The sequence below is a fragment of the Ruminococcus gauvreauii genome (genome assembly GCF_025151995.1).
GTDB classification, from domain to species: Bacteria; Bacillota; Clostridia; order Lachnospirales; family Lachnospiraceae; genus Ruminococcus_G; species Ruminococcus_G gauvreauii.
The window spans coordinates 2,909,636-2,929,979 of sequence record NZ_CP102290.1; the positions used below are offsets into that span (position 1 = coordinate 2,909,636).

Consider the following 20,344-nt stretch of genomic DNA (forward strand, 5'->3'; position numbering starts at 1 on the left):
TGCCATGAAAGAGAATAAGACATCTAAATTTTCTGCGATACTGGGCAAAGTAGGATTAAGCCCTGTCAGCCTGCTGGCATTCATTGTTCTGGCTCTGTCTCCTATGTTTGCAGGGAATGAATATAACATCCGGCTTCTGTTGATGTGTGTGATGTATGGAACACTGGCGATGGGGTTTGACCTGTCAGCAGGTTATATCGGAGTAGCCAACTGGGGCTACGCAGCCCTGATGGGACTCGGCGGGTATACATCAGCACTTCTTTTTGAGCGGCTTGGCGTGTCGCCCTGGATCGGAATGATCTGTGCCGGGCTGATCGCCACGTTCGCTGGTCTGCTGATCGGTCTGCTGACGCTGCGTATGGACGGAATGTTTGCGGCACTGCTCGCATGGTTTGTCGGGCTGATTCTGATGAATGCCGCAAATGCAATGACAGGCCTGACGCGCGGAGCGCTTGGACTTCAGGTAAAACCACTGTTTGATACGCCGTGGGCCACACCGTATTTCTATGTGATATTTACGATCTGTGTGATCACGTATATCGTATTGAGAGTCATCGTAAAATCAAATCTCGGGCTTGCATTCACTGCTCTCGGACAGGATATGCAGACGGCCCGTACCACCGGTGTCAGCCCCCTGAAGTACAGGCTGATCAACTTCTGTATTTCCTGCTTCATCGCAGGTATTGTCGGCGGATTCTACGCTCATTATATCGGAATCCTGACTCCGACGCTGATGGCTACAAAGGGGACCATTCAGATCCTGGTAATCGCATACTTTGGAGGCCGGGGAAGCATCTGGGGACCATTGCTTGCAGCATTTATCACCATGCCGATCTTTGAGTCGATGAACTCACTGGTTGAGCTGAAGTACATCATCTATGGTCTGGTGCTGATCCTGATCATGATCTTCATGCCGAACGGACTCGCGGGATTCGAAAAACCGGTAAAAGCATTTTTCAGAAAAAGATTTGCCAGAAAAAATGAAAAGAAATAAAGGGATCTTATAATAATGAAGGAATCTTATATTAAGAAAAGGAGAAAAAAGGTATGAGAAAACGGACAAAAGCAACGATAGCATTATTTACGGCTGCAATGTGTGCATTTGGTACAGTGCTGACCGGCTGTGGCGGAGGCGGAGGTGCTTCTGCGGGGAAAGATGATGACGTACTGAAGATTGCCGTTCCGATTCCGCTGACCGGGGAGTCGGCAAAGGCAGGAAAGGAGATCCAGGATACCGTTACCCTGGCATTCGAGGAAGTTGGAAATAAGGTCGGCAGCTATACGATAGAGCTTGATTTCGTAGATGCCACTTCAGACGCCGATAAGGGAGCACTGGCACTGGAAGAAGGCATCGTTAAGAGAGGCGACGAAGTGGTCTTGAGCAGCTGGAACAGCTCCGTGGCAGTAGCCATGGTGGATGTTGTCTCCAAGTATAAGGTTCCCTGGTACTTCTCCAGCTCCTCCTCCTCCGTTATCAATGAGAAGGTAGAAGGAAAAGAAGACGGCTACCTGCTGAGCAAGATCTGGCCGAAATCTGAGTCACTGGCGATCGGCTATTTCTCTCTGCTGCAGGAGATGATCGACGCGGGACAGTGGGATGCGTCCAGAGTGAAGTATGCAGTGTTCGCTGATGACACCGACTTTGGCCGTGTATTTGGTGAGACAGTAAAAGCATCCATGCCGGAATTTAACGGCGAGTTGGTGTATGAAGATTATACCGCGATCAACGTGACGGATTTCTACACTTCCATCACAAAGATGAAAGAGTCGGGCGCAGATATTGCATTTGTACAGCTGACCAATCCGGCAGCGGGTGCAGCCTTCATTAAACAGGCGAAAGAATCCAATCTGCCGGCCCTTCAGACTTCAGATTGTTTTACAGAGGCGTCTAACTGGTATGAGCTGGCTGGGGATGCTGCAACCGGTACACTGGTGTGCCGCTCCAAACTGATCAATGAGAATGCGATGAAATTCCAAAAAGCATTCGAAGATAAGTACGGATACACTCCGGCAGCTACAACCGGCGGCATCAACTACGACGGAGCGAAATTCCTGATCAAATGTATCGAGGAATGCGAGAAGAAGTATGAGAAGGTGAATTCTGAGACAATGTATCAGTTCGGCAAAGAAGTTCTGCAGACCGGCGGAATCACATATGACGAGAGTGTTCTTGTCAGTTCTTATGAATACAATGAGGAAAACGGAATCGACCCGATCGTGGATGAGGATCATTTCTACTTCCAGGTAATACAGCTGGATGGTGACAAGGAAGTTGTAGTCTGGCCGAGCGCTGACAAGGAAGCGGATGTGTTTGTACCGGACTATGCCAAATAATCATGCAGTAAGACGCAGGAGGTTATTATGCTACTAGAGACAATTGACGTTGAAAAACGTTTTGGAGGATTGGTTGCAGTTAACAACGTTTCACTCCAGGTGGAAGAAGGAGAAGTTGTCGGTATCATCGGGCCAAACGGTGCCGGAAAGACGACATTTCTCAACTGCATCGCAGGATTCTATGCTCCGGATAACGGTAAGGTTTTGTTTCAGGGAAAAGAGATCACCGGGTCTGCGCAGGAAAAGCTGTGTCACCTCGGCATCTCCCGTACATTCCAGAATGTGCGTGGATTCCCGAAGATGACGGCGCTGGAGAATGTGATGGTCGGCTGTGTGTTTGGCGCCAGGAAGCCGAAGAATGCAAGGGAGAAGGCGCGGGAATTACTGGAGTTCGCGCAGTTCCCTCTTCCGGAAGATACGGTGGTTGAGAACTTAAATACGATTCAGCTGAAACGGCTGGAGCTGGCGCGGTCCCTGGCGACAGACTGCAAGCTCCTGCTGCTGGACGAGGTGGCGGCGGGATTGACGCCCGCCGAGCTGCCGGACTTTATCGAGCTGGTTCGTAAAATCCGGGACAGCGGTGTGACGATCATATGTATCGAACATTTGATGCGTTTTATTACGGGAATTTGTGACAGGGTTGCTGTGCTCGAATTCGGAACAAAGATTGCAGAGGGAGTTCCGCAGGAAGTTCTGTCAGATGAAAAAGTAATCAGTGCCTATTTAGGGAAGACTGAGGTTCACTGATGATAGAAACCTAACGGGATGAGGTGAGACGATTGCTTAAATTAGAACATGTAGATGCCGGTTATGGAAAGCTGAGCATTCTGTGGGATGTTTCGCTGGAAGTGAAAGAGGGTGAATTTGTCGCTCTGGTCGGCCCGAACGGAGCCGGAAAGACAACGACCCTTCGGGCGATTTCCAACATAATCACACCTACAAAAGGAAAAGTTATATTTGACGGACATGACATTACGAACTCGTCTGTACAGGAGATCATGAAGACCGGTCTGAGCTATATCACGGATGACGGCGCATTGTTCTCGGGGATGACGGTGTATCAGAACTTGAGAATGGGGGCCTATGCCATCAAGGACAAGGCAAAAATTCAGGAGAACTACGAAAGAGTTCTGCAGATGTTCCCGAGGCTGAAGGAGAGGTTAAAGCAGAACGCGGGGACGTTAAGCGGAGGTGAGCGCAAGATGCTGGCGATTGCCAGGGGACTGATGTCAGGGCCCAAGGCGATGCTCATCGATGAGCCTTCCCTCGGACTGGCTCCTAATATTGTGCTGCAGGTTCTTGAGACTTTAAAACAGCTGACAGAGAGCGGGGTTTCCATATTGCTGGTGGAACAGAATGTCAATACGACCTTACAGGTGGCAGACCGTGCCTACGTACTGGAGGACGGACGCGTGGTGCTCTCCGGCAAGAGTGATGAACTTCTGGCCAGTGACCATATTCAGAAAGCTTATCTGGGCATCTAGTTTTATGAAAGGATATCTATTTTATGAAATTTTACAACATCAAAGATATTGACGGGTTTTTTAATACACTTCAGACGTGTGAAGGCACGGTTGAGCTGGTCACGTCGGAGGGAGACTGCTTGAATCTGAAATCAAAGCTGTCCCAGCTCGTTGTCTATGCAAATGTTTTCTCAGGCGGAAAGATTCCGGAGATGGAAATCCGCACCAGTAAACCGGAGGACATGGCAAAACTTGTCTCTTTTGTAGTCACTGCCGTTGACTGACGGGCGCTGAGATAAAAACGGAGGTATGGATATTCTGACGAGCTCAGATCCATATCTTCGTTTTGGGTTTATCACAATCTTGAAAGAAAGGATGTAAAAATTTATGCAGAATCAGAGCACTAAGAGTTATATGGGACGAATCAGCCGTTTAAAGGAGCGGGTGCTTAACACCTATCCGGAAATTGATATGGAGAATGCAGTCATTCTGACCAGAGGATTTCAGGAATCGGAGGGAGAGGCACATGTGGTACAGAAAGCATATGCCTTCCGGAAACAGTGTATGGAGAAGACGATTCCCATCTGGGACGACGAGCTGATCGTGGGAAATGCGGGAAGCAAGCAGCGCGGGGGACTGGTGTGTCCCGACGACTGCTGGTCGTTTATCGACCGGGAGATCGACACCTTAAATGAACGCCAGTATGATCCGTTCCATCTGAAAGACGAAGACCGCAGGCTGTTTCTGGATGTTGTAAAACCCTACTGGCAGGGCCGCTCCATCAATGAAAAGTGGGAGAAGCAGATGCCGGATGTGGTGCGGACACTGCGCAACTGCGGCGTACTCTACATTGACCGCAAGTGTGTGCGGGGCTGGGGAGAACTGACCGCAGACTATTCCCTGATCATCCGTGAGGGTGTGGAAGGCATTGAGAAGCGGATTCAGGACGTGCGTGATACGCTTGATCTCTCCGTGAAGGGTGATTTTGAGAAGATGACTTACTTAAAAGCCCTTTCCCTGGTCGCGGACGGGCTGCGTCAGCTGGGGAAACGCCATGCCGAAAAGGCAAGGGAGATGGCTGAGACAGAGACGGATGCAAAGAGAAAGCAGGAGCTTCTGGATATCGCAGAAGTCTGTGACAGAGTACCGGAGAAGCCGGCGCGTACATTCCGAGAAGCGCTGCAGTCCATGTATTTCCTGCACATCTGTATTTTTATGGAGCATAACGCACCGAGTTACAATCCGGGCTGCTTTGACCAGTATATGTGGCCGTATTATAAGGCGGACCTGGAAGCCGGACGGATCACCGAAGATGAGGCGCAGGAGCTGCTGGACTGTCTCTGGGTGAAGTTTTCAGAGCAGTGTCTGCTGCAGGATGCGACGACTGCCCGCTATTCCGCAGGATATCCCATGTTCCAGAACCTATGCGTCGGCGGTGTGGATGAGAATGGAATGGATGCGGTCAACGACCTGTCGTATCTGGTACTGCAGGCGACCATGGATGTGCAGATGTATCAGCCGTCCCTGTCCGTCAAATACAACCTGGCACAGAATCCTGACCGGTTCCTGAAAAAGGTGGTTGAACTGATGCAGATGGGAACGGGATTCCCGGCGTTCCACAACGATACCGTGGGGACCATGATGATGATGAACAAAGGGGTTCCTTTAAAAGAAGCGTATAACTGGAATCCGTGCGGCTGCGTGGAGACGAGTCTCGCCGGCAAACAGCGGTGTTATACTTCCTATGCGGATTATAATCTGGGTTCTATCGTGGAATTTGCGTTAAATGACGGGAAGAGCCGCAAATACGGCTGCTATGCCGGAGCCCGTACCGGGGACCCCAGAGCTTTTGAGACCTTTGACAAGTTCCTGGATGCAGTGAAAGAGCAGATTCGTTTTGTCCTGAAGGCAGTCGTGGAAGGAAATCTTGTGTGCACACAGATCGTTCGTGAGATGGAATGCCCGGTGGCTTCCCTTACCTTTAAAGAGTGTATCGAGACTGCCAACGACTATGCGACCGGCGGAGCGAAGTACAGCATGGGCGACGGTCTGGATGCCATCGGCGTCGCGGATCTGATCAACAGTATTTTAGCGGTGAAGGAACTGGTATACGACACGAAGCGCCTCGATATGGATACGCTGTGCAAGGCGCTTGCGGCGAACTTCGAGGGATATGAGGACGTGCAGGCGATGTGTATGCGCGCAACGAAATACGGAAATGACGATGAAGCGGCGAATAAGATGGCAAGAGACATGTTTAACTATATTGCGGATTACATCGAGAGCTTTGAACATCCTTACGGCCATTACAACGGCGGCATCCTTCCGGTTTCCGGCAATACCCCGTTTGGTATGGAAGTGGGTGCCCTGCCTTCCGGAAGAAGGGCGTATGTGCCATTGGGAGACGGCATCAGCCCCAACCAGGGGACCGATACCAACGGCATGAGTGCGGTACTGAAAAGCTGCTCGAATATTCCTCATGTGCGTTTTAACCAGGGAACGCTGCTGAACCAGAAGCTGGATCCGGCATTTGCCCGCGGAGAAAAATCTGTACAGTCGCTGATGGGATATCTGAAGAGTCTCTGTGCAATGGGCATCTTCCATGTTCAGTTCAATGTGGTAGACCCGAAGGTGCTGCTGGACGCACAGGAACATCCGGAGGATCACAGTGACCTGCTCATCCGTGTGGCGGGATACACCGCTTATTTCACGGAGTTGGGACCGGAAACACAGGGTGATATCATTTCCAGAACCACGCAGACACATATCTGAGAGGCGAAAGATGAACCAGGGAACGGTATTAAGAATCGAAAAAATATCGCCCAATGACGGCAGCGGTCTGCGGACAGTCGTATTCCTGAAAGGCTGTCCCCTGCGCTGTCAGTGGTGCTCGACACCGGAATCACAGAGTGTGAAACCCGAGCTGTACTACAAGCAGGCGAAATGTATCCATTGCGGCCGCTGTATCACAAACTGTCCGCAGCACGCCTTATCCGTATCTGAGGACCGGCGCGCCGTGGTCAGGGACAGGGGCAGGTGCATCCAGTGTTTCCGCTGCGCCGGGGTCTGCCTGACGGAGGCCACGGGTGTGTATGGAAAGAGCATGACGGTACAGGAAGTCATGGAGGAGATCCGGAAGGAAACTCTGTTTTACTTCTTTTCGGGAGGCGGCGTGACACTGAGCGGGGGAGATGTGCTAATGCAGGCGGAGTTTGCGGCTGAAATCCTTCGAAATTGCAGAGAAGAGTGTATCGATACCACGGCGGAGCTCGACATGTTCGGATCTTATGACAATGTACGCACGGTATTCGAGTATCTGGACAGCGTCCATGTGGATGTCAAGGTGATGGACAGTGAAATACATAAGAATTGGACAGGGGTGGGAAATGAAACCATCCTTGAGAATATCCGGCGGGCTTCGGAAGAATTTCCCGATAAGCCGATGTGTGTCCGTGTCCCTCTGATTCCGGAAATCAGTGATACCGAAGAGAATATTCGATGCACGGTGGAATTCTGCAGGAAACTTCCTTCCTGCCGGGAGCTGGAGTTTCTCCCGTATCACCGGCTGGGAAGCTCCACCTATGAGTACCTGGGCCGCCCTTACGGTTTACAGGAACTGGAACCCATGTCCTCGGAGGCGGCGGAAAAAAAGCTCCGCATGATCGACCGGACATCACTTCCCTTTGCGGTGAAGGTATAAAATGAAAGTAACAGTTCAGGACGGCGGGAAAACAGGTGCAAAAAGATGCGCCGTCCTGAACTGTTACAAATAAAATCAATGATTGGAGGCTGGAGAAGGTAATATGAGATTAAAATATGATTTTGCAGACCTGGAGGAACTGGATCTGATTCACGAATATTCCATGAAAATGCTGGCGGAGAACGGGGTTGTGTTTGCCTGTGAGGAGCTGGTGGAACTGTTTCAAAGCCACGGTTTCCGGACCGACGGGCAGATCGTCTACATGACGGAAGCAGATGTTCAGAAGGCGCTGAAGACTTGCCCGTCTGCATTTGAATGGCACGGAAGAAGTTCCAGCCTGACGGTGGGAGGCGGCCGGACGATCTGCGCGCCCTCCTATGGCCCGATCTATCTGCTGGAAGACGGCTATTACCATAAGATTGACCGAAAACGATACACAGACTTTGCCAAACTGAATGCATCCAGTAAGGTGCTCGACGTCTCCAATCCCAATATGCTGGATTTCTCTTTCGTTCCGGAAGCGTATGCATCCGACTGGGCGATGGCAACAGTCCTGATGATGGATGCAAAGCCTGCCATCGGTATGGTGGATGGCAGGCAGAGTGCGAGAAATGCCATCTCGATGACACAGGAGTTCTATGGGATTCACGACAAACCGGTGCTGAACAGCCTGATCAGTGTGGCTTCACCGAGCCATTTTTCCACAGCGATGTGTGAAGCTCTGATCGAATACGCCGAAGCCGGACAGGCTGTCTTTATCACGCCTTCCAGTATGAGCGGCATGACAGTGCCGGGATCCATTGCTTCCCTTCTGCTGTCCAACAATGTGGAGACGCTGTCCGGCGTAGTTGCTGCTCAGATGATCCGTCCGGGCACCCCTGTCATGTATGGCATTCAGAGCCACGGATGTGATCTGCGTTACGGTACGCCTTCCATAGGAAGTGCAGAGCAGGTATTGATCTTCTCGGCGGCAAAAGCCATGGGAAGTTACTATAACCTTCCGGTTCGCACCGGCGGTTCCTCCTGTGACGCCAAGCAGGTAGACATGCAGGCGGGGATCGAATCCTATGCCACCATGTATGCGACTATTCAAAGCGGTGCAGACCTGATGGTACATTCCTGCGGAAGCCTGGAGTCAGACAGTTCGGTCAGCTTCGATAAATTTATTTACGACGAAGAGGTCCTGAGGATGGCGCAGCGTGTCAACCGTGGGTTTGAGGTCAGTGAGGAGACGCTTCTCTACGACTGTTTCTTGGAAGCGGGGCCGGGCGGTCAGTTCCTGACGCTGTCTGATGATAATATGGAAGACAGTCTGTGCTGTTACCGGGAAGACTATCTGATGACCAGCATTGCCAACCACGTATCCCACGGTACCTGGGAAGAGAGCGGCAGGAAGATGATCACGGACGTAACGAAGGAAATGTGGACCAGGCGTCTGGAAGAGTATCAGCGGCCGGAGATCACAGCGGAACAGAAGGAGGTACTCATGAGATATGTGCCGGAGGAACTTCTGTTTGATGAAGAAGCATAAAAACAGTCTGGCTTTTTATATCGTCGGAATTCTCATGGGAAGTACTCAGGGGGTAGTGGCAAGCTTTATTGACCTGAACAGTTACGAGATCGTCCTGCTTCGCTCTGTCATCGGAGGTGTTTTCGTGGCAGTTCTGTTTTTCGGAACAGGGCACAGGATCAGCGAATACAGAAATAAACGCGACGTGTTCTTTATCACGCTGTCAGGAACCTCCATGGCGGTGAACTGGCTTCTCCTGTATGAGGCATTTACCCTGATCGGTGTCAGTGTGGCGACCATCATCAATTTCTGTGCGCCGATCATCGTAGTGGTGCTGTCGCCTCTGATCTTTCGGGAGCGGCTGACGCTTCGGAAACTTCTGGCACTGGCGCTTGCGGTGACGGGGGTATTTCTGATCAGCGGGCAGGCGGTGAGCCATGGGCTGAGCGTGAGAGGGCTGCTTCTGGCGCTTTGTGCGATGGTGATGAATGCGGCGATGGTGATCTTCAACAAACTTTCCCGGGAGACGAAGGGAATAGACAATGCGGCGCTTCAGCTGGTTGTGGCGCCCATTGCCGTACTGTTATTTTTTGCTGTCCGCGGGGGATTCCATTTTCAGATTCAGATGGGAGACTGGATTCCAATCCTGTGGGTGGGGATCGTCAGCACGGCACTCAGTAATCTGCTCTTTTTTTCCACCATCGGGAGACTTCCCGCCCAGACCGTATCGCTCTGCGGCTATCTGGAGCCTGCTTCGGCAGCTGTTTTAGCGGCAGTCATACTGAAAGAAACGATGACGCCGGTGCAGATTCTCGGAGCGGCATTGATCGTGGGCGGCGCTGTCTGGGGAGAAGGGCTGTACAGAAAATTTATGCCGTGTGAAAGAACAGGAAACGGCGAATCGCTTTTTAAATGACAGAAAGGATGGTAAAGCCATATGGGTAAATTGGGCGGCCTTGATAAAAAGGCATTTGTAACACATGTGGATGATGTGGAGTGGAAGGAGGTTGGTGACGGTCTCAGGATCAAAGAACTCCTCTGTGAAAGAACGGCGGGGAAGACAGAGTTCTATTTCGGCGTGGCAGAACTGGAGGCCGGGCGTGATATTCCGCTTCACCGGCACAACCTCGCACACTGCAATTATATTCTGGAGGGCGAAGTCTGGGCGCGTCTGGGCCGCCAGCGCTTTCAGCTGGAGGCAGAGGCTTCCAATTATTTTTCGATCGGGGTACCGCATGCATATGAAGCATCCGGCAACAGAGGCGTCCGTTTTCTTTACTGCTTTGCAACAGACAATGAGATCGGCGAAAATATCCAGTCTGAACCGGTCGCAGAAGAGGTGGCGCGGGCTTACTATCAGCCGAACTGCCCCACGGATCTGATGAATCCAAGCGGGGCCGGCGGTTCCAGGTGGGCGGCAGCCGGCGATGCAGATCCGTACATCATGGTGGAAGCCGCGCAGGGGTCCCGCAGCCAGTTCTTCACGTCTACGTTTGACGAGGGAAAAGGGTGTAAAGAGTTTTGGTGGGGACGATGCATTACCAAACCGAACTGCCGTTATACGCCGCATTTCCATGAGCAGCCTGAAATATTCTACATACTTTCCGGCCATGGGACGATGTATGGAGGAAGTGAAATCTTCCAGGTGACTCCGGGCTCACTTTTTTATGCACCGAAGAATTGTATGCACGGCATGGTGAATGACGGAAATGATACGCTGCTGGCGCTGTATGCCTGCAATCTGGAAGTGGCGGGTTCTTCCTACAACAGAGAAGAGATCGCGGATGTTCCGATTGTCGCTCCGGCTGACCGCACCAATCTGATGCTGAGCAAAGTCTGACCGGATGGAACATTCTGAAAGCAGCTGTGGGTATTCTCCCGCAGCTGCTTTCTGCACTCTATATTGACATATTACCTTGAAATGTTATAATAGATTATGGAAAAATGAGAAGATAAGGAAAGGTAGTGTGAATGAACCCAGATCCAATCAGCCGCGGTATCCGTTTGAAATCTTACCGGAAATCAAAAAAAATGACGTTAAAAGAACTATCGGAAGAAACAGGACTCTCTGTTGGCTTTCTGAGTAAGATCGAGAACGGCTTTGGAAATCCTTCCATTAATAATGTCCAGAAAATATGTTATGCGCTGGGAATCACCGTCAATGATCTGATGATCACCAAAACGGAGGATGAATATCTCAACAATATCAACAAGGACTCCTCCTACGTCGTTCGCCAGTCTGACCGTTGTCTGCTCTATGATTTTTCCGGCCTTGTTCGATTTGAAAGCCTTTTTGAGGGAGATCCTCATTTCTCGCTGAATGTATTAACGCTGGAGGGGGACACCAGCAACTGCTTTCGTTCCGCTCACAGTCATGACGAAATCGGCATTGTTGCAAAAGGTACGCTTCAGACCATTCTGAACGACAGCGAAGAAATTATCCTTCAGGAGGGTGACATGATCCTGATTCGCGCGCAGACCACACATTCGCTGTCCAGTGCTACGGATGATACCTGTATCAGCTACTGGCTGGAGTTTAAGAATAAAGAATAATGTTTAAAGGACGTCTGACCGCCGGCAATGAACCGGCTTCAGACGTCCTTTTTGATCTTTTCAGTTATTGTGATTGACGATTTCCACCCAGTAGCTGACACAGTCCTTTTCGGAAACGCAGGCCACCGTATGATGCTGATTGGCGCGGAGCATGAGTGCATCCCCCGGATTCAGAAGATATTCCGTTTCATCCTCGAAAGTCACGGACATGGAGCCGCTTGCCACGATTCCCAGCTCATCATAACTGTACATGGCGCTGTACTGTTCCTGTGCGCCTCCCGTCAGTGTCATGGCATTCACTTTGAAATTGGGATTCCCTTCAAAGATGGATTCCAGGCGCACGCTTCCGGAAAAATCATAGAGCAGGCACCTCTCTGTGCTTTTGAGGACGTAGGAACTGTTTTTGTAAACATTGATTAGCAGCTCCTCGCTGCTTTTCGGCGTCAGCAGATCGTTCGGTGTCACTTCCAGCACATAACAGATTTTCTGGATGTTATCTACGGAAGGGTTGCCCGTACCGTTTTCAATCTTGCTCAGGAAGCCGATGGACAGACCTGTACGGGCAGCCAGATCTTTTAGCTTTAACCCCCTGCTCTGACGCCAGAATTTGAGGCGGGTGCCGAGATTTTTCTGCTTATCTTCCATCTAATCACATTGCAGCGCGATAGATCTCTTCTGTGATTTCCGGAGTCAGCTTCACGAAATTTCCGTGGTTTGGAGCGCCGTGGAACATACTTCTTGCAAGTTCCGGAACATCTTCCATTTTACCGCCGATCTCACTGATCGTGGTAGGCAGTTTCAGCACATCCTTAATGAACACCTGCAGACGCTCGATACCTTCCAGCGCTGTTGCTTCCGGATGTTCATAATCCATCTGACAGCCGAAGATACGGGTTGCGAACATCACGAAACGCTCAGTTCCCTGTGTCTTCAGTGCGTATTTCATCCAGGATGGAGTCAGAATTGCAAGACCGGCTCCGTGTGAGCAGCCATAGTGGGTGGACAGCTCATTCTCCATATGATGGGTTCCCCAGTCCTGAGCACGGCCAACTCCGGTCACATTGTTGTGAGCAATCGTACCGCACCACATCAGGTTAGCGCGTGCATCGTAATTGCCCGGGTCCAGCATTGCCCGTTTTGCTTCCTTCAGTACGGTCAGCATACAGGATTCGAGCAGCCGGTCGGTAAACTCAACCTCCGGTGTATGGCTGAAGTAACGTTCCATACAGTGGGAGAAGATATCAAATGCACCGCTGGCGGTCTGATACGGCGGAAGCGTACAGGTCAGTTCCGGGTTCATGATGGCGAATTTCGGGCGAAGCACATCGCCGTCCGCACAGCGCTTGTACATACCGTTTTCGTTTGTGATGACAGCGTCCGTGGAAGCTTCGCTTCCGGTCGCTGCCAGCGTCAGGACGACACCGATCGGCAGAGATTCCTGAACCTGCCCCTGTGTTCCGTCATAGAAATCCCAGAAATCGCCGTCATAAAGAGTACCGAATGCGATGGCTTTGGAAGAGTCGATTGCGCTGCCGCCGCCTATGCCGATTACGAAATCCACTTTTTCCTTACGTGCCAGCTCGATGCCCTCGTAAACTTTACCGCTTAAAGGGTTTGGTTTCGCGCCGCCCAGCTCAACATATGAGATTCCCTCTGCGTCCAGAGATTTTTTTACTCTGTCCAGCAGTCCGGAACGTACGACGGAACCGCCGCCATAGTGCAGAAGCGCTTTTGTACCTCCGAACTTCTTTACACATGCTCCGGTCAGTGACTCAGCATCTTTTCCGAACTGGAACCAGGTCGGGCTGTAGAAAGTAAAATTGTCCATTTGTGTTTCCTCCCATTCATATAGTTTTCTTGTTGAAGTTTCCTAAAAGGAATATTTTTCTTATATTATATCATAAAATCTCGGTTTTACAAGTAAAATCCTAAAATATATAGGAAAATTTTCTAATATGAAAATTTGTAGATTTCACTCCTGCTATTCCGTCTTCGAACCCACGGTGAATGATCATCTGCAACCGCAGCCGCCAAAGGAAGAAATCTCGGTACGCCCGATGATTTCATCCTGTACCTCTTTGCCGAGCTCGACAAAGAACGCGGTGTAACCTGCAACACGGATCAGAAGGTCGCGATGTTCTTCCGGATGCGCCTGAGCGTCAATCAGTGTTTCCCTGTCCACGACGTTGAACTGGGAATGATAGATATCCAGCGTACACTGGGTCTTTAACATATTCATCATATTGCGCAGCCCGGATTCTCCCTGCAGGATCGCCGGTTCGATCTTCATGTTCAGCTGCGTCCCCTGTGTGAAGCGGGCGTGCGGAATATGGCTGACAGACTTCAGGAGTGCCGTAGGACCGTTCACATCCGTTCCTCCTGTGGCTCCGATTCCGTCCGTCAGAGGTGCGCCTGCGTAATGACCGGAAGGCAGTGCTCCGACCCATGCACCGATCGGAGTGTTTCCGGATACGGGGAGCATGCCGGTCGTCATCTTGCCGAATTTCGTATTATATGTCTCGAAAGTATCGGTCACGTAAGTAAAGAGTTCGCCTACGCAGAAGTCTGCACGCTCGTCGTCATTTCCGTACTTGGGGGCATCCATGCACATCTGATGGATATCTTCATAACCCTCAAAATTGGCGTCGAGGGCCTTCAGAAGTTCATCCATGGTGAGTTTTTTCTCGTCATACACCAGATATTTGACGGCTGCAATGGAATTGATAATGTCTGCCTGGCCCACCGTGATGACGCCGCCGCCGCAGTTGTATTTTGCGCCGCCGCCGGAATAATCAATGCCCTGGCGCATGCAGTCGTGATATCCCAGTGACAGGACGGGGACGGTGCGATAGTTCATGCTCAGGTAATCCAGGAGCTGATTGCCGGATACGACAACATCCACAAAGTAACGGATATGAGTCTTGACGGCGTCATAAAATTCCTCGAAAGTTTTAAAATTCCGGGGGTCTCCGGTCTGCACAGAACACTGTTTGCCGGTGATGCGCGATACACCGTTGTTCAGCGCCATTTCAACGATACCGCCCATATTCACATCCGCCATATCGGTGTATTGTTTCATGCGGCCGCACAGGTTGGTCTCCACGCAGCCGCAGGGATTCCAATCCCATGCCTCGGACAGCGGCACACCCTTGTTCAGCACCATCCGGATTCCGGCATCGTCATGATAGATGGCAGGCATGGACAGGCCCTCGCGGATCGCTTCACATCCTTTTCTCAGCAAAGAATCAGGGTTCTTGGCGATGTTGTAGCGAATGGACAGATTCGGCTCCTTGAAACGGACATCCTGGGTGGCCTGGATCGCCATGTAGGACAGGTCATTGGTGGCATCATTGCCATACTGATCGATTCCGCCGACGCATACCTGTACGGTGATACAGTAGCCAGCCGCAAACTGTGCAGTCACTTCGTCCTGGAACAGAGACAGCTCAGCGATCTTGATCCACATACAGTCCAGGAGCTCCTGGGCTTCATCGGGTGTGATCCGGCCTGCGTCCAGATCTGCCTTATAGTAAGGCCACATATACTGATCAATCCGTCCCAGATTGTAGGAAGAAGCATTCTGTTCCATATAGATGGCATACTCGTAGGACAGCATCGACTGAAGCGCCTCGTACAGAGTGCGGGCCGGATGTTCCGGTACGCGGCGATTTACTTCGGCGATCTTCAGGAGTTCAGCCTTACGCTTCTCATCCTTGCACTCTGCAGCCATCTGTTCTGCCAGGTCCGCGTGGCGGTTTGCCAGTGCGATGACCGCGTCAGCCGCAATGATTTCCGACTTGTAGAAGAATATCTTCTCCAGGTCCCCCGCACGGGAGTCATCCAGCCGTGACAGGGCTTCCTCCGCCTCTTTTCTGATACCGCCCACGCCCTTGGCGAGTATCATAGGCCAGTCGGGGGTCGTCTCACCGTAGCCGCGAACCGCCTTTCGGTCAATATAGATCATGCCGTTATCCCGCAGGGTACACATATCCTCAGGAGCGAGCTTGTGCCAGCGGTCCAGGAGACACTTGTTTTTCCAATACTCGGAAACCTCTTCTGTGAAGACTTTTTTTCCATCTTCGCTTAAGAAGAACGGATCGAATTTCCGGGTGCTGATGGTATCAAGCTCCCGGTCCAGGATGGAACAGGAGCTGTCTGCACAGAGGATACCGGCACGCGGCTTGAATGCGGCGCCGCCTACCAGCAGTTCATTGTCCTGAATGAATATGTTCTTTTTCAGGCACTGATGCCGGAACCCGATCGCCTTCTGAATGATCCAGGGTTCACCCTCACTCTCCTTAAAACCCTCGGTGAGGTATTTTGCGTTGTAGACATCCATGTCTACCCGTGTGTCAAGATACTGTTTTCTTAAAGATTCAATTCTTGAAAGATAAGCTTTTTCCATGGGGCACCTCCTGCTAAAAGTGTTCAAACTGTAAAACGGTATAAGTTTCACAATATGCAAAAATAAGTTGCCTAAAATATAATTTTATTATACAATAATGTTGGCGCAAATGCAATGAATTTGGGTTTTTCAGACTTGAAATTTTGGAAAAGGATTGAAGGAAAAATATGAAAAATTCAGTAAATATAAGGAATTACGCGCGTTTACGAGGGCATGACGGGTGGACTGACGAGACAGTTACAGTGTCCTGACAGACATAGTTGACTCATAGGAAAATAAATTAATTATAAGAAAAATTTCCTGTTGGGTCGGTAGATTATTCGGTAGAAAAACAGGAGTATAAAAGATATGGCGGAAAGAAAGAGCAGTCTGACCGAAGGGGCGGTTGCAAAAGGTTTGTTTTTATTTGCCCTGCCTTTGCTGGGAAGCAGTTTGATCCAACAGTTATATAATACTGTGGATCTTATTTTTGTAGGCAATTTTCTGGGGAAGTCCGCGGCGGCGGCCATCGGATCTACCACGTTGATCGTCAACTGCATTATCGGGTTTTTCAATGGAATGGGAATGGGTGTCGGCGTCCTGACAGCCCAGTTCTATGGCGCCGGGAAGAAAGACAGGATCAAAGAAACGGTGCATACGGCGGCCGGGCTGACCCTGCTTCTCTCTTTAATTATTACCGCAGTGGGATGGATACTCTGCCCTTACTTGCTCTCTCTGCTTAAGATCCCAGTGGATATCCGGGTGCCTGCGGCTACGTATCTGAGAATCTACCTGCTGAGCATTCTGTCCATAGTTGCCTACAATATGAGCGCAGGTGTCTTAAGGGCTCTGGGCAATTCAAGGACGCCTATGCTCTGTCAGCTGCTGGGAGGAATTGTAAACGTAGCGGCAGATGCTCTTTTTATCTGTGTATTTGACATGGGGATTGCAGGGGCGGGCCTGGCAACGATATTTTCGCAGAGCATGGCTGCGGTGCTGACCATTCGCTGTGTCTGCAGACTGCCGAAGGACTACAGGCTGGAACTGCGCAGGGTGACTATCAAACCGGGTATGTCAAAAGCAATCTTTAAGATCGGTATTCCGGAAGCGATCCGGTCTATGATGATCACATTTGCGAATCTGATGGTACAGACCCAGATCAATATTCTGGGGGTGAATTCCATGGCAGCCTATGCATCCTACACCAAAGCGGAAGGATTTCTGTATCTGCCCCAGTGGGCGATCGGCCAGGCCAACACTACGTTCGTGGGACAGAACCTCGGGGCAGGGAACATGGAACGGACGAAAAAAGGGACACGGACGGCCATTTTCATGGTGATCGGGATTACGATCGCGATCAGTACCGCCATTTTGGTCTTTCCGGAGCAGGTATTTCGTCTGTTCTCCAACGATCCGGAGATCATCAGGCTTAGCGCAAAAATCGGCTGCACGACGTTCGGACTGTACTTCCTGTATGGAATCGTGGAAGTGACTGCAGGTGCCATCCGCGGATCCGGACACAGTACGCCTCCCATGGTCATTCTGATGATCAACATGTGCGGTGTGAGGCTGATTGTTCTCCATCTTTTGCTGAAATACTTTGATACCATTGACAAGATCATACTCGTGTTCCCGATTACATGGATTTGTTCCAGTCTGTCCATGCTGCTCTACTATCGTTTCGGCAGATGGAAGACGTCTGCCCTGCTGGACAGTAAAAAATTGTAGGAGCAAAACAGCACTCAAATAGCCCGGACAGCGGTGTCATTTTTCTGACTTTCTGCCATATGGCATGAACCGGCGGATAATATAATGGAGATAAATCTTATTTGTAACTACTAATTTGATAAGTGAGAGGTGCAGGAATGATTGTAGGAGTAATTGGAACTGGAACAATGGGGCGGGGAATTGTACTTGCGTTCGCTCAGGCTGAAGGTTACGAAGTGTGCTTATGCAGCAGAAAAGAAGAGAGTGCAAGGAGCGGAAAAGAAAAAATTGCACAGGCATTGGAAAAACGCGTGGGTAAAGGAAAAATTACAAAAGAGAAGGCAGAAGAGATTCTGGGAAAAATCAAAACCGGAACAAATGAAATATGCGAGCGGGCAGATCTTGTGATTGAGAGTGTTCGGGAGGATATGGAGACTAAAAAAAATCTGTTCAGGGAATTGGAAAAGATCTGTCCCGAAGACTGCATATTCGCAACAAACACCTCCGCTTTGTCAATTACAGAGATGGGACAGGGGCTGGGCCGCCCGGTTATCGGCATGCATTTTTTTAATCCCGCTGAGGTGATGAAACTGGTCGAAGTGGTGGAGGCGATGAATACGCCGAAATCTTTAACTGTACGGGTGAAAGAGATTGCCGAGAGCATCAAAAAAGTACCGGTTCAGGTGGAAGAATCTGCGGGTTTTGTGGTAAACCGGATTTTGATTCCCATGATAAACGAAGGGATTTTGCTCTATGCGGAAGGAGTGTCTTCTGTAAAAGAGATTGATACGGCTATGAAAGCGGGGGCAAATCTTCCGATGGGACCATTGGAGCTGGGTGACCTGATAGGGCTGGATGTTGTACTGGCGATTATGGAAGTACTTTTAAATGAAACGGGCGACCCCAAATATCGGCCGCATCCGCTGCTGAAAAAAATGGTGCGCGCAGGTCAGCTGGGAAGGAAAAGCGGCAGCGGTTTTTACAGTTACGTATAAATGGCCGTATGGCGCTTTGACATACAATATTTGCTTTTTGCTGCTTTGACCAACTTACCATATTTCTATTGTTAGTGAGTCTATTTTACTTCCTCTATGGCAAGGACCTGCATCATTCGTACAATTCAGCAGTAAAAATTGCAGGTTCTTGCCTGCTCTGACAGGAAAAGAGAATCTTTTATAAATAATTTAAAAGCCGGAACAATCGGGCATGGAAATACTGCACGGTTGTTCTGGCTTTTTTTTGGTTATTTTTGCACAAAAAAACACTTTACAAATAAAAAAACTGGGAATATAATACAATTAATGGATGACTTGGAGTCAATGAAAATAAGTCAATGTACAAAAGTCGTTGAAACAAAGTCAAAGAATTCCAAACAGAGCTCTGAATCAGGTCCTCCAGAACTTGTTGATATGTGTCATAGGAGGTATAAAACAATGGATATGAGTTATCTAAAAGACATGCCAATTGCCATTCTCGGAGGCGGAGGTGTTGGCAAAACCATGGCGGGCGACTGCGCACTGGCAGGAAAGAAAGTCCGCATCTGGGATCAGCCGGCTTTTGCGAAGATTAACTTTCGCAATATTGAAAAGACCGGCATAAAACTGGGCGGCCATCAGTTCAGCTACTACGGTTTTGAGAGGTACGGTGTCGGACATGTGGAACTGGCTACCGACGATATGGCGGCAGCTGTAAAAGGAGCAGGTATTATCGTTGTTGCCACAGTGGCAATGGCTCATGAAAATATTTTCCGTGAGTTGATCCCGCTGCTTGAAGATGGTCAGGTAATCCATATCTTTCCGGATAACTGCGGTACCTTCATCTTCCGCAAACTGATGCGTGAAATGAATTGTACGAAAAATATTATTGTGGGTGCCTGGTATACCGCCCCTTATGGTGTGCGTATCATAAAACGCGGCGGGGTTCTGACCAATGAATGCAAGGTCGAGGACCGCATCACCACCATCCGCGGTGCAGCTCTGCCCCACTCGGATACCGATGCGTTTATCGAATCCGCACAGTACATACCGGCGATGGATGCGATCCGCACCGGGGATGGATTCGTGAAAGGAACCACCGTGATAGACATTAATCTCTCCAATGTTAATCCGGTGATCCACGTTCCGGGAACGATTCTGGGTGCTGCGGTCATGCAGAATTTTGATACGGTGTTGGGGCAGGATATGAAGAACTATTCTCTGTATGGATTTGCACTGTGTCCAGCAATCGCAGAAGTACAGGCAGTCTTCTGGGAGGAAGAAAAGGCGCTGGCGAAGGCTATGAATGTGGATATCTGCACTGTGAACTACGAGGACTTCTTTTCACGTACCACCATGTATGGCAAAGAGTACATGGGACCGGACTTTGCAGTCCCGTTTGAGGAGAAATACGAGAACTTCTACGGTGACGGACCGTTTGATCTGGAGAATCGTTACATCACAGAAGACGTTCCGGTAGGATGCTATCTGATTCAGCAGCTGGGCAGGAAGTATCATGTTCCGACACCGACGGTTGACAGCATGATTTACCTGGCAAATGTGATGATAAAGAGAGACCTGATTGCGGGAAGCAAATATACTCTGGAGTATCTGGACATCGATCATATGGATGATGAACAGCTTCATCTCTATCTGAATGAAGGGGTTTATACGGAAAAGTAAGTTGAGCGCGTGACAAGAAAGGGTATGTTTCTGACA

Annotated in this window: 17 protein-coding genes; 14 read left to right on the top strand and 3 right to left on the bottom strand. The window is 50.1% G+C overall.

Going from position 1 to position 20,344, the window contains the following annotated elements:
• Positions 1 to 4: 4 nt before the first annotated feature.
• From NQ502_RS13855 to NQ502_RS13905, 11 genes are all read left to right on the top strand, one after another.
• Positions 5 to 994: a branched-chain amino acid ABC transporter permease gene (locus NQ502_RS13855; RefSeq protein ID WP_028528780.1), complete on the top strand. Its 990-nt coding sequence runs from the start codon at positions 5 to 7 to the stop codon at positions 992 to 994.
• A gap of 53 nt (positions 995 to 1,047) precedes the next feature.
• Positions 1,048 to 2,334 (top strand): ABC transporter substrate-binding protein, encoded by a 1,287-nt coding sequence (locus tag NQ502_RS13860; RefSeq protein WP_028528781.1) that lies wholly within the window; start codon positions 1,048 to 1,050, stop codon positions 2,332 to 2,334.
• A 27-nt stretch (positions 2,335 to 2,361) separates the two neighbouring features.
• Complete coding sequence (locus tag NQ502_RS13865) at positions 2,362 to 3,081, top strand: ABC transporter ATP-binding protein (RefSeq protein ID WP_044983281.1); 720 nt, start codon at positions 2,362 to 2,364, stop codon at positions 3,079 to 3,081.
• 23 nt (positions 3,082 to 3,104) lie between these two features.
• The gene (locus NQ502_RS13870; protein ID WP_327240944.1) at positions 3,105 to 3,818 is read left to right on the top strand and encodes an ABC transporter ATP-binding protein; all 714 of its coding nucleotides are present in this window, start codon (positions 3,105 to 3,107) and stop codon (positions 3,816 to 3,818) included.
• A gap of 23 nt (positions 3,819 to 3,841) precedes the next feature.
• On the top strand, positions 3,842 to 4,081 hold the full coding sequence (locus tag NQ502_RS13875) for a hypothetical protein (RefSeq protein ID WP_028528784.1): 240 nt from the start codon (positions 3,842 to 3,844) through the stop codon (positions 4,079 to 4,081).
• A gap of 103 nt (positions 4,082 to 4,184) precedes the next feature.
• Complete coding sequence (locus NQ502_RS13880) at positions 4,185 to 6,569, top strand: glycyl radical protein (RefSeq protein WP_028528785.1); 2,385 nt, start codon at positions 4,185 to 4,187, stop codon at positions 6,567 to 6,569.
• Between the two features lie 10 nt (positions 6,570 to 6,579).
• Positions 6,580 to 7,497, top strand: a complete 918-nt coding sequence (locus NQ502_RS13885) for a glycyl-radical enzyme activating protein (protein ID WP_044983282.1) — start codon at positions 6,580 to 6,582, stop codon at positions 7,495 to 7,497.
• A 103-nt stretch (positions 7,498 to 7,600) separates the two neighbouring features.
• On the top strand, positions 7,601 to 9,028 hold the full coding sequence (locus NQ502_RS13890) for a trimethylamine methyltransferase family protein (RefSeq protein ID WP_028528787.1): 1,428 nt from the start codon (positions 7,601 to 7,603) through the stop codon (positions 9,026 to 9,028).
• On the top strand, positions 9,015 to 9,923 hold the full coding sequence (locus NQ502_RS13895) for a DMT family transporter (protein WP_044983283.1): 909 nt from the start codon (positions 9,015 to 9,017) through the stop codon (positions 9,921 to 9,923). The genes NQ502_RS13890 and NQ502_RS13895 overlap by 14 nt, the downstream gene beginning before the upstream one ends.
• 21 nt (positions 9,924 to 9,944) lie before the next feature.
• Positions 9,945 to 10,847 (top strand): cupin domain-containing protein, encoded by a 903-nt coding sequence (locus NQ502_RS13900; protein ID WP_044983284.1) that lies wholly within the window; start codon positions 9,945 to 9,947, stop codon positions 10,845 to 10,847.
• 131 nt (positions 10,848 to 10,978) lie between these two features.
• Positions 10,979 to 11,560: a helix-turn-helix domain-containing protein gene (locus NQ502_RS13905; protein ID WP_028528788.1), complete on the top strand. Its 582-nt coding sequence runs from the start codon at positions 10,979 to 10,981 to the stop codon at positions 11,558 to 11,560.
• 60 nt (positions 11,561 to 11,620) lie between these two features.
• Here the strand turns inward: NQ502_RS13905 and NQ502_RS13910 are convergent, their stop codons facing one another.
• The 3 genes from NQ502_RS13910 to NQ502_RS13920 all read right to left on the bottom strand — a co-directional run bounded on the left by NQ502_RS13910 (position 11,621) and on the right by NQ502_RS13920 (position 15,965).
• Positions 11,621 to 12,205 carry an XRE family transcriptional regulator gene (locus NQ502_RS13910; RefSeq protein WP_028528789.1) on the bottom strand — a complete coding sequence of 195 codons (585 nt, stop codon included), beginning with the start codon at positions 12,203 to 12,205 and terminating at the stop codon, positions 11,621 to 11,623.
• A 4-nt stretch (positions 12,206 to 12,209) separates the two neighbouring features.
• Complete coding sequence (locus tag NQ502_RS13915; protein ID WP_028528790.1) at positions 12,210 to 13,388, bottom strand: iron-containing alcohol dehydrogenase; 1,179 nt, start codon at positions 13,386 to 13,388, stop codon at positions 12,210 to 12,212.
• A gap of 183 nt (positions 13,389 to 13,571) precedes the next feature.
• Entirely contained in the window at positions 13,572 to 15,965 is a 2,394-nt protein-coding gene (locus tag NQ502_RS13920; protein ID WP_028528791.1) for a glycyl radical protein, read from the bottom strand.
• A gap of 348 nt (positions 15,966 to 16,313) precedes the next feature.
• Here NQ502_RS13920 and NQ502_RS13925 point away from each other — a divergent pair, with 348 nt between their 5' ends.
• The 3 genes from NQ502_RS13925 to NQ502_RS13935 all read left to right on the top strand — a co-directional run bounded on the left by NQ502_RS13925 (position 16,314) and on the right by NQ502_RS13935 (position 20,308).
• The gene (locus tag NQ502_RS13925; protein WP_044983285.1) at positions 16,314 to 17,672 is read left to right on the top strand and encodes an MATE family efflux transporter; all 1,359 of its coding nucleotides are present in this window, start codon (positions 16,314 to 16,316) and stop codon (positions 17,670 to 17,672) included.
• Between the two features lie 137 nt (positions 17,673 to 17,809).
• Complete coding sequence (locus NQ502_RS13930) at positions 17,810 to 18,646, top strand: 3-hydroxyacyl-CoA dehydrogenase family protein (RefSeq protein WP_028528793.1); 837 nt, start codon at positions 17,810 to 17,812, stop codon at positions 18,644 to 18,646.
• A gap of 438 nt (positions 18,647 to 19,084) precedes the next feature.
• Positions 19,085 to 20,308 carry an NAD/NADP-dependent octopine/nopaline dehydrogenase family protein gene (locus tag NQ502_RS13935; protein WP_028528794.1) on the top strand — a complete coding sequence of 408 codons (1,224 nt, stop codon included), beginning with the start codon at positions 19,085 to 19,087 and terminating at the stop codon, positions 20,306 to 20,308.
• The last annotated feature ends 36 nt before the right edge of the window (positions 20,309 to 20,344 follow it).